The sequence below is a fragment of the Arthrobacter sp. H5 genome (assembly GCF_000520595.1).
Lineage (GTDB): Bacteria > Actinomycetota > Actinomycetes > Actinomycetales > Micrococcaceae > Arthrobacter_D.
Genome location: NZ_KI914983.1, coordinates 70,082 through 79,007, shown reverse-complemented (window position 1 = coordinate 79,007; position 8,926 = coordinate 70,082). Strand labels below are relative to the sequence as shown.

Annotated in this window: 10 protein-coding genes and 1 other RNA gene; 10 read left to right on the top strand and 1 reads right to left on the bottom strand. The window is 61.7% G+C overall.

Annotation, left to right across the window (positions count from 1 at the left end; translation table 11 throughout):
• The 10 genes from Y708_RS23140 to Y708_RS0105640 all read left to right on the top strand — a co-directional run.
• The coding region (locus tag Y708_RS23140; protein WP_035775411.1) for a hypothetical protein at positions 1-327 on the top strand (327 nt) is incomplete at its 5' end.
• A gap of 37 nt (positions 328-364) precedes the next feature.
• Positions 365-1,489: a peptide chain release factor 2 gene (prfB, locus tag Y708_RS0105675; RefSeq protein ID WP_028279181.1), complete on the top strand. Its 1,125-nt coding sequence runs from the start codon at positions 365-367 to the stop codon at positions 1,487-1,489.
• A gap of 188 nt (positions 1,490-1,677) precedes the next feature.
• The gene (ftsE, locus tag Y708_RS0105670) at positions 1,678-2,382 is read left to right on the top strand and encodes a cell division ATP-binding protein FtsE (RefSeq protein ID WP_028279180.1); all 705 of its coding nucleotides are present in this window, start codon (positions 1,678-1,680) and stop codon (positions 2,380-2,382) included.
• Positions 2,379-3,290, top strand: coding sequence for a permease-like cell division protein FtsX (ftsX, locus tag Y708_RS0105665; protein ID WP_028279179.1), 912 nt, complete (start codon positions 2,379-2,381; stop codon positions 3,288-3,290). The genes ftsE and ftsX overlap by 4 nt, the downstream gene beginning before the upstream one ends.
• A gap of 28 nt (positions 3,291-3,318) precedes the next feature.
• Complete coding sequence (locus Y708_RS0105660) at positions 3,319-4,857, top strand: M23 family metallopeptidase (protein WP_028279178.1); 1,539 nt, start codon at positions 3,319-3,321, stop codon at positions 4,855-4,857.
• A gap of 83 nt (positions 4,858-4,940) precedes the next feature.
• On the top strand, positions 4,941-5,414 hold the full coding sequence (gene smpB, locus Y708_RS0105655) for an SsrA-binding protein SmpB (protein ID WP_028279177.1): 474 nt from the start codon (positions 4,941-4,943) through the stop codon (positions 5,412-5,414).
• A gap of 3 nt (positions 5,415-5,417) precedes the next feature.
• Positions 5,418-5,789, top strand: coding sequence for a hypothetical protein (locus Y708_RS0105650; RefSeq protein WP_028279176.1), 372 nt, complete (start codon positions 5,418-5,420; stop codon positions 5,787-5,789).
• Between the two features lie 72 nt (positions 5,790-5,861).
• Positions 5,862-6,231, top strand: a transfer-messenger RNA (tmRNA) gene (gene ssrA, locus Y708_RS28185).
• 77 nt (positions 6,232-6,308) lie between these two features.
• A complete protein-coding gene (locus tag Y708_RS0105645; RefSeq protein WP_028279175.1) occupies positions 6,309-6,533 on the top strand; it encodes a hypothetical protein in 225 nt (74 codons plus the stop codon).
• Between the two features lie 101 nt (positions 6,534-6,634).
• Entirely contained in the window at positions 6,635-8,326 is a 1,692-nt protein-coding gene (locus Y708_RS0105640; RefSeq protein WP_173401503.1) for a glycoside hydrolase family 13 protein, read from the top strand.
• 48 nt (positions 8,327-8,374) lie between these two features.
• On the opposite strand, the gene Y708_RS23135 is transcribed toward Y708_RS0105640, so the two are convergent.
• On the bottom strand, positions 8,375-8,926 hold a 552-nt coding region (locus Y708_RS23135), incomplete at its 5' end, for a carboxylate-amine ligase (protein WP_035775425.1).

The following is an 8,926-nucleotide window of genomic DNA, read 5'->3' as shown; positions in this document are numbered from 1 at the left end:
AAGAAGCTGCTCTCCGCCGCCGACGGCGCATCGCTGGCGGCGGCCGACAGCTTCGGCGTCAGTGAGGTGGATTCAGCGGGAGGCGAGCCGCAGCCCGGTCTCACCGCGGCGGGCGTAAAGGCATCCGCCCAGGGATACCTGGAACGATCCGGGGCGGCCCCGCGCTTCAATCAGCTGGCACTGGATTCGGGCACGGGCGCGCCCGACGCTCAAACCGCGCGGGTGGTGCTCACCGCCGTCGTGCATCCGCCGGTGGTCAACTTCCTGGTACCCGCCGGCATCCCGATCACCGCCGTAGCCGAGGCGCGTCCCACCCTGACCCGGTAGCCGCCCGGCCAACCCCATGACGTAGGCTTATTGCACCATGGCACAAATCGATTTTCCCGCAGAGATCCGCGCCCTTCGAGCAAAGTACGAGTCCATTGAGGCAGTATCGGACATCGAATCCATCCGCACTGAAATAGCGGAGCTCAGCGAACAGGCGGGGGAGCCCAACCTCTGGGACGACCCGTCGGCGGCCCAGCAGATCACCTCGCGTCTCTCACACCGCCAGTCTGCCTTGGAACGGCTGGAATCACTCACTTCCCGCATCGACGACCTTGAGGTCCTGGTGGAGCTCGCGCAGGACGAGGACGACGACGACTCCCGGGCCGAGTCGGTCAAGGAACTCACCTCGCTGGGGCGGGCACTGGACGAGCTCGAAGTGGTCACCCTGTTGGCCGGGGAGTGGGACGAGCGGGAGGCCGTGGTGAGCATCCGCTCCGGCGCCGGCGGTGTGGACGCTGCAGACTTTGCCGAAATGCTGCTGCGCATGTACCTGCGCTGGGCGGAACGCCGCGGCTACCCCACCCAGGTCCTCGATACGTCCTACGCCGAAGAGGCCGGGCTCAAATCGGCAACCTTTGAGGTCAAGGCCCCCTACGCTTTCGGCACACTCTCCGTGGAGGCCGGCACCCACCGGCTGGTGCGGATCAGCCCCTTCGACAACCAGGGCCGCAGGCAGACCTCGTTCGCCGCCGTCGAAGTTATCCCGCTCATAGAGCAGACGGACTCCATCGAGATTCCCGATAACGAAATCCGCGTGGATGTCTTCCGTTCCTCCGGACCTGGCGGGCAGTCCGTGAATACCACCGACTCGGCGGTGCGCCTCACGCATATCCCCACGGGCATTGTGGTGTCCATGCAGAACGAGAAGTCCCAGATCCAGAACCGGGCGGCAGCCCTTCGCGTGCTTCAGTCCCGTCTGCTGTTGGTGAAGAAGCAGGAGGAAGACGCAGAACGGAAGGCCCACGCCGGTGACGTCAAGGCATCCTGGGGCGATCAGATGCGCTCCTACGTTCTGAACCCGTACCAGATGGTCAAGGATCTGCGGACCGAACACGAAGAGGGCAATCCTTCGGCGGTGTTCGACGGCGAGCTCGACGACTTCATCGACGCTGGAATCCGCTGGCGCGCCAACAACCGCAACGCCGAGGACGGCTCGCCGTAGAGGCAGCCACGCTTTCAGCCACACCCGGGGTGGCTACATCGGCGTAGTGGCGCGGATTCTGAGCGCGCGACACACCGCAATGATGCGCCGGAATACAACAAGGCGCTGACTATAGTCGAGTTGCCGGTGCTTTCTTTCCCCAAGCAAATGCCCGTGCACTGGCAGCAGCATATGGGCGTAAAGAAGTCATGATTAGATTCGAGAAGGTCACCAAGCTCTACGATCAGAAATCGAGACCAGCGCTGGAGTCAGTCAGCCTTGAGGTGGACCGCGGCGAGTTTGTTTTCCTCGTTGGTGCATCCGGCTCCGGTAAGTCCACGTTCATGCGGCTCGTCCTCAAAGAGGACCGTGCGTCGCGGGGCGCGGTCTATGTTGCAGGCCAGAACGTTGCCAACATTCCCAGCTGGCGCGTGCCCAGACTGCGCAGGGGCATTGGAGTGGTGTTTCAGGACTTCCGCCTACTGCCTAACAAAACGGTCTTCGCCAATGTCGCCTTCGCTATGCAGGTGATCGGCAGGAGCCGCGCCGTGATTCGCGAAACCGTGCCCGATGTGCTTCAGACCGTTGGACTGGAGGGCAAGAACAACCGTATGCCGCATGAACTTTCCGGTGGCGAGCAACAGCGCGTGGCCATAGCCCGCGCCATCGTCAACCGCCCGGGGATCCTGCTCGCGGACGAGCCCACCGGAAACCTTGACCCCACCACCTCCATGGGAATCATGAAGGTGCTGGACAAGATCAACCAGAACGGCACCACAGTGGTGATGGCAACCCACGACGACGACATCGTGAACACCATGCTCAAACGCGTGGTGGAACTTCGGGACGGCTCGGTTGTCCGCGACGACGCCCAGGGGATCTACATTGGCCGCGAGGGTGTGACCGTCGAATGAGGTTTGCATTCATCATGGGCGAGATTGCTTCCGGACTGCGCCGCAACCTGGCCATGGTCATCTCCGTTGTTTTGGTAACTTTCATCTCGCTCACCTTCGTGGGGGCGGCAGGCCTGCTGCAGTTGCAGATCAACCAGATGAAGGGCTTCTGGTACGACCGCGTCCAGGTTGCGGTGTTCCTCTGCGTTGAGAACTCCACCTCGCCCAGCTGCGCAGCGGGTCCGGTGACCGACGAACAGCGCAACGAGATCCGCACGAAACTCGAATCCGACGATCTCAGCCAATACGTGGACACCGTGGTCTACGAGTCGCAGGATGAAGCACTGGTCCATTTCCGTAATCAGCTTGCCAACTCGCCCATCGTCGATTCAGTCACGGCGGACCAGTTGCCCGAATCGTTCCGGGTTGGATTGGTCAACGCGGAGCAATATGAGGTCATCAACGAGGCCTTCTCGTCGCAGTCCGGCGTGGACCTGGTCCGTGATCAGCGCGAGGTTCTTGAACCGGTGTTCTCGGCGATGAACCTGGCGTCACTGGGAGCCCTGGCGATCGCCGTCGTCATGAGCATTGGAGCCGTGCTGCTCATTGCCACCACCATCAGGCTGTCCGCCTTCAGCCGGCGCCGGGAGACCGGAATCATGCGGCTGGTTGGAGCCAGCAAGGCGGTGATCCAGTTGCCCTTTGTCCTGGAGGGGGTGATCGCTGCCGCCGTCGGGGCAGCGATTGCGTCTGCGACCCTCTGGGTGGTGCTGCGCTTTGGAGGGGATTGGCTGTCGCGAGAGTACCCGGAAATGGGTTTCATCTCGGCGCAGGACGTGCTGCTGCTGATTCCGCTGTTATTTTTACTGGGAGTGGTTCTCGCTGGAATTTCCTCTCTCCTAACCCTCAGACGTTACTTGAAGGTTTAGAGTGATGTGCAGAGAGAAGAGAGAACACATGCGTTCTGTGAACACCGGCTTCATCCCCCATGCCCAAAGACCCGCCGTCATCAAGGTGGTGGCGGGCACCTCCCTGGCCCTCGTGGTGGCTCTGGCCCTCGGCTTTAACGGACCGGTCTATGCCGATGAGTTGGATGACCGCAAGTCCACGCTCGAGAATGAAATTGCGGAAGTCCAGCAGTCCATTGAATACCTTGACGCGGACATCACCGAAACGATCGCCCAGTTGCGCGTTTACCAGGGTGAGCTGCCGGCGGCCCAGCAGTCTCTTGCCGATGCCCAGGGACGGGTGGAAGCCGCTACCAACGAGGTTGCCGCGCTGGCACAACGGGTAGCGCTTGCCCAGGAAACCAAAAACAAAATCACTGAACAGCTGGACCGGGACAAGGAAGAGCTGACCGAGACACGCAAAGTCATTGGGCAGATTGCAACACAGGCCTACAAGAACGGGGGAGTGCCTTCGAGCCTGTCGCTGATCTTCGGATCGGAAGGGCCTGAGAGTCTGGGCGATTCGCTCAACATGGTGGACCAGGCACTCCGCAGCCAGAATGCTGCTGTCGAAGAGCTTGCGCAGCAGAATGCAATGAATATGAACTCGGAAGCCCGTCTGGTGGCCGTGGAGGAGGAGATCCGCGACCTTAAGGCCAAAGCTGAGGCTGCCCTGGCTGCAGAGCAGGTGGCCCGCGATGAAGCCGCAGCAGAGAAGGCGAAGGTGGACAAGCTGATTTCCGACACGTCGGCGCTGTCCGACAAGCTGAAGGCGCAGAAGCCCGTCATCGAAGCACAACTTGCGAAGGTTGAAGCCGCCCATGAGCAGGTCACCGCAGATATCGCCGAGCGTCAGCGCCGGCTGATCGAAGAGGCGCGCAAACGCGAAGAGGCGCGGCTCAAGGCGGAGGCGGAGGAGCGGGCACGGATTGAGAACGAACGCCGGGCGGCCGCCGCGGCTGAGGAGAGAAGGCAGGCCGAGGCAGCAGCTGCAGAAGCCAACCGCCTTGCGGAGGCGGCCGCCGCGGCCGCGAATCAACCGCCGCCACCGCCGGTTGCGCCTGCGCCGGTTGCGCCTCCGCCACCCGTTGCCCCCGTCATCGAACCGCCATCCACGGGCAGCCCGTCCGCGTTTGGGCTCCGTGCGCCGGTCAGCGGCCCCATCACGTCGGGATTTGGCTGGAGGTCGACGCCGCTCGGAAGCATCGACTGGAATGGTACGGGTGGATATTCCCACACTGGCATCGACTATGGAGTGGGTTGCGGTACCGCACTGTACGCGCCGGCATCCGGTGAGGTCTGGTACGCGGATTCCAATGTCCTGCCCGGCACGGGAAACCGGATTGTGTTGAACCACGGAGTGGTCCAAGGAAATGCCCTGGCCACCAACTACTACCACCTGGCCAGCTACACGGTATCTGTTGGCCAGAACGTCAGCGCCGGCCAGCTCATTGGTTACACGGGAACTACCGGGAACTCCACCGGGTGTCACCTGCACTTTGAAACAGTGCTCAACGGCAGCCTGGTTGACCCGTTGGGCGTCATGTAGCCGAAGAAAGGCTTAGACTGGTACGCGTTGTTGCTCGGAAGTACGCCCAGGGCAACGTTCCGCGCTAGTGAAGGAGTTTGACCGTGCCCAAGGAAAGTGGCCGTCAGGTAGTGGCCACCAATCGGAAGGCCCGGCACGACTACCTGGTACTCGATACTTATGAAGCAGGAATCGCGTTGCAGGGAACCGAGGTTAAATCGCTGCGCGCGGGACGGGCTTCGCTGGTGGACGGCTTCGCGGTCTTTTACAACGACGAACTCTGGCTCGAAGGAATTCACATCCCCGAGTACACGCAAGGGTCCTGGACCAACCATGCCGCCCGCCGCCGTCGTAAGCTCCTGCTGCACCGGGACGAGCTAACCAAGATTTCGCATAAGATCCGCGAAAGCGGATACACGATCGTTCCGCTCCAATTGTATTTTTTGAACGGACTCGCGAAGGTTGAAATCGCTGTTGCACGCGGCAAGAGGGAATATGACAAACGCCAGACACTCCGCGAGAAGCAGGACAACCGTGAGGCGCTTCGGGCAATACGCGAGAAGAACCTCGGTGCCTAGGGCATGAGCGATGTCTTTTGGGATGCACAGGATCCGGCGGACGAGGTCGAGGAGTCGGAGCTCAAATATAAGCGGCCCTGGTGGGTTACTGCCGGCGCCATCCTCGACCTTCTCCTACTCTTTGCCATTGTCCCTGTGGGCATCCTGGCGCTGATCCCGTTCTTCTTCCTGATCTACGTCTATCTGGCGCAGCTGATCGTGTGGGTCTCACCCGCACTGGTCCTGCTGAACGTTGCCGTTTTCTGGTGGAGTTTCCGCCGCAAGCAGGCGGCTACAACGGCCCTTGCAGCGCTTGGCCTGGCGTTCGTCGCTGTCTCCTTTGTGGTGCTGATGCTCTGGCAGGCGCAGATAGTGATCTTCGGGATCGGGTTTTGAGGAATGTTTCCTGCTGGGGGTGCGTTACACTTGTAGGTCCCGGGGAAATTCGGGAATTTGATAACTACATACGGGGATGACAGGTTTCGACGATGTTAGTCGCGACAGGGGAAGCGGGCCGAGGATCTACAAGGTTATCTCGTAAACGCTCCTTGTAAAACAATAAGTGCCGAACAAAAGCGCACTGACTTCGCTCTCGCTGCCTAAGCAGTAGACCGAGTCCGTCAGTCCGGGAATGCTCTCGTCCCGGATCCTGGCGTCATTTAGAGGGCCACTGCTCCCGGTTTTTGTTGCAGGAACCGGGGGGACTTTTATGCAACTGAGCTCGGCAGCCACCCGTTTGCAAGATGGCTGGAGCTGAGAAAAACCGACGCAAACTGCGCCCGGAGAAGCCCTGACTACACTGCATCGGACGCGGGTTCAATTCCCGCCATCTCCACTGACTGGCAACGCCCTTCCCCTTGCGGGGAGGGCGTTTGCTGTGTCCGCGGGTGAGCGCGGCAACAGTAGGATTGCTGTATGAACTGGACGGATGATCAGCCTTCCTGGCTCCCCCCGCTTCCGCCGCCGAACCGGGGGCGCGCGTTGGTCACCGCCGGGCTGATCCTGGTGGTGGGGACGTTCATCTATATCTTCATCATGAGTTACGTTGGTGGCACCCACACCCTCTACACCCTGCTGCCGCTTGGTCTGGGACTGTTCTGCCTGATCCTCGGATTGGTGCGCCGGAACGAGGGCCGCTGAACGCCAGCGGAACGAAGGGCAACAACGACGACGGCGGCACCACGGTCTGCCTGACTGCCTAGTGCGGGGTCATTTCCATCAGCAACGAGAGGTTCGAGCACATGAGCGAGATTGCACCCGCATGGTGGACCGGCGCCGTCGTCTATCAGATCTATCCGCGCAGCTTCGCCGATTCCAACGGCGACGGCGTAGGGGACCTGGGCGGCATCATCGGCAAGCTGGATTACCTTGCGGATCTCGGAGTTGACGTGCTGTGGCTTTCGCCCATCTACGCATCTCCTCAGCACGACAACGGCTATGACATCAGCGACTACCAGCAGGTCGACCCTACCTTTGGGACGCTGGAGCAGTTCGATGAACTGCTAGGCGGAGTCCACGCCCGGGGGATGAAGTTGGTCATGGACCTGGTGGTCAACCACACGTCCAACGAACATCCGTGGTTTCGGGAAGCAGCTTCCTCCAGGGACAGCCCCAAGCGGGACTGGTATTGGTGGAAGGACGCGCGGGTGGGCTTCGATCCTGGAGAGAAGGGCGGCGAACCAACCAACTGGGGCTCGGCGTTCAGCGGTCCCGCCTGGACCCTTGATCAAACCACCGGGCAGTACTACCTGCACCTCTTCGCGCCGCAGCAGCCGGACCTGAACTGGGAGAATCCCGAAGTCCGGACGGCCGTATACCAGATGATGAACTGGTGGCTCAACAGGGGAGTGGACGGCTTCCGGATGGACGTCATCAACTACATCTCCAAGGACATCTCTCTTCCGGATGGCATGGTGCCGCCTGGGAGTCTCTGGGGAGACGGCGCTCCGCATTTTGCGTCGGGTCCGCGCATCCACGAGTACCTGCAGGAAATGAACCGTGAGGTGTTCCACGGGCGGGAGGCAAAGCTGATCACAGTGGGTGAGATGCCCGGTGTCACCATTGAGGACGCCAGGCTATTCACCGACCCTGAGCGGCGGGAACTGGACATGGTGTTCCAGTTTGAACACGTGGGATTGGATTATGGCCCAGGTGGCAAGTGGGACTACCAGGGCCTTGACCTGCGGGATTTGAAAACGTCCTGGAACCGGTGGCAGAAGGGGCTGGCGGACACCGGGTGGAACAGCCTGTACTTGAACAACCATGATCAGCCCCGGCTGGTCTCACGGTTCGGCGACGATGCGCGGTACCGCTGGGAGTCGGCGACTTTGTGGGCCACCATCCTGCACCTGCACAGGGGGACGCCCTATATCTACCAAGGTGAGGAATTGGGCATGACCAACGTTCCCTTCGAATCGATTGCCGATTTCCGGGACCTGGAGTCAATCAACCACTTCCACGAAGCCACTACACACCTGGGCCAGGACCCCGCCGAGGTGCTGGCGTCGCTGAGGATCATGAGCCGCGACAATGCCCGCACGCCGGTGCAGTGGTCCGGCGCCGAGCATGCGGGTTTCACCACCGGTGTGCCGTGGATTGACGTCAACCCGAACTATGTAGACATCAACGCCGAGATAGACCGCGCGGGCAAGCGATCGGTGTTTGGCTACTACCGGCAGCTCATCGACCTTCGCCATAAGGAGGAGGTTGTCCGATTGGGCGATTTTCACCTGCTCTACGCGGACCATCCCACGCTTTACGCTTTCACGCGGACCTGGGGTGCGGAGAGGCTGCTGGTGCTCGGCAACGTGTCCGGGGAGGCAATTTCGCTCCCGGATGGATCTCCCGCCGGCGAGCTGATTCTCAGTAACTACCAGCCAGGGGATTGCATGGTCCTGCGCCCGTGGGAGGCAAGGATCCTCCGGGTGGGATAGGTCTCCGCGCGTTCGCTGGGGCTCTCCTTGTCGCCCACCGTGACCAGATCAGCGCTCAGCCGTCAGGGTTTCGCTGTACAGGTTCACCAGGGCGGACATCCCGCCCTGCTCCATGGCTCGGCGCTGCCTCGTTGCCCCCGTGCCCCGCTCCCACACGGTTTTCAGGCCGGCCTCCACCCAGCGCGCATCACCGGCATCCTCAAGCGCTCCATCGATGTGCTCAAGCAATCGATCCATCTGCTCCCGTGCGGGCACCAGCTTCCCAGTGACCGGATTGACGACGACGCCGGCCAAGCCTTCCCTCGCGGCCTGCCACTGCGCGGCGTCGAGGAGCTCATGCTCGGGATCGGGATAAGGAATGCCGGTGGCCGCATCCTTGACGGCCGTGGCGACGAGGCCGCGGATCAGTCCCGCGATCAGCACTGAGTCCTGTGCCTCCAGCTGGGCATCCCCCGTCCGGACCTCAAGGGTGGGGTAGTGGTCGGAGAGCCGCGCGACCCAGGTCAGGACGCCACGGTCGATGATGACGCCCGTGTCCACCAGCCGTTGAATCCGACGCTCGTAGTCGGCGGCGTCGGCGAAAATCGGCGGACAGCCCTG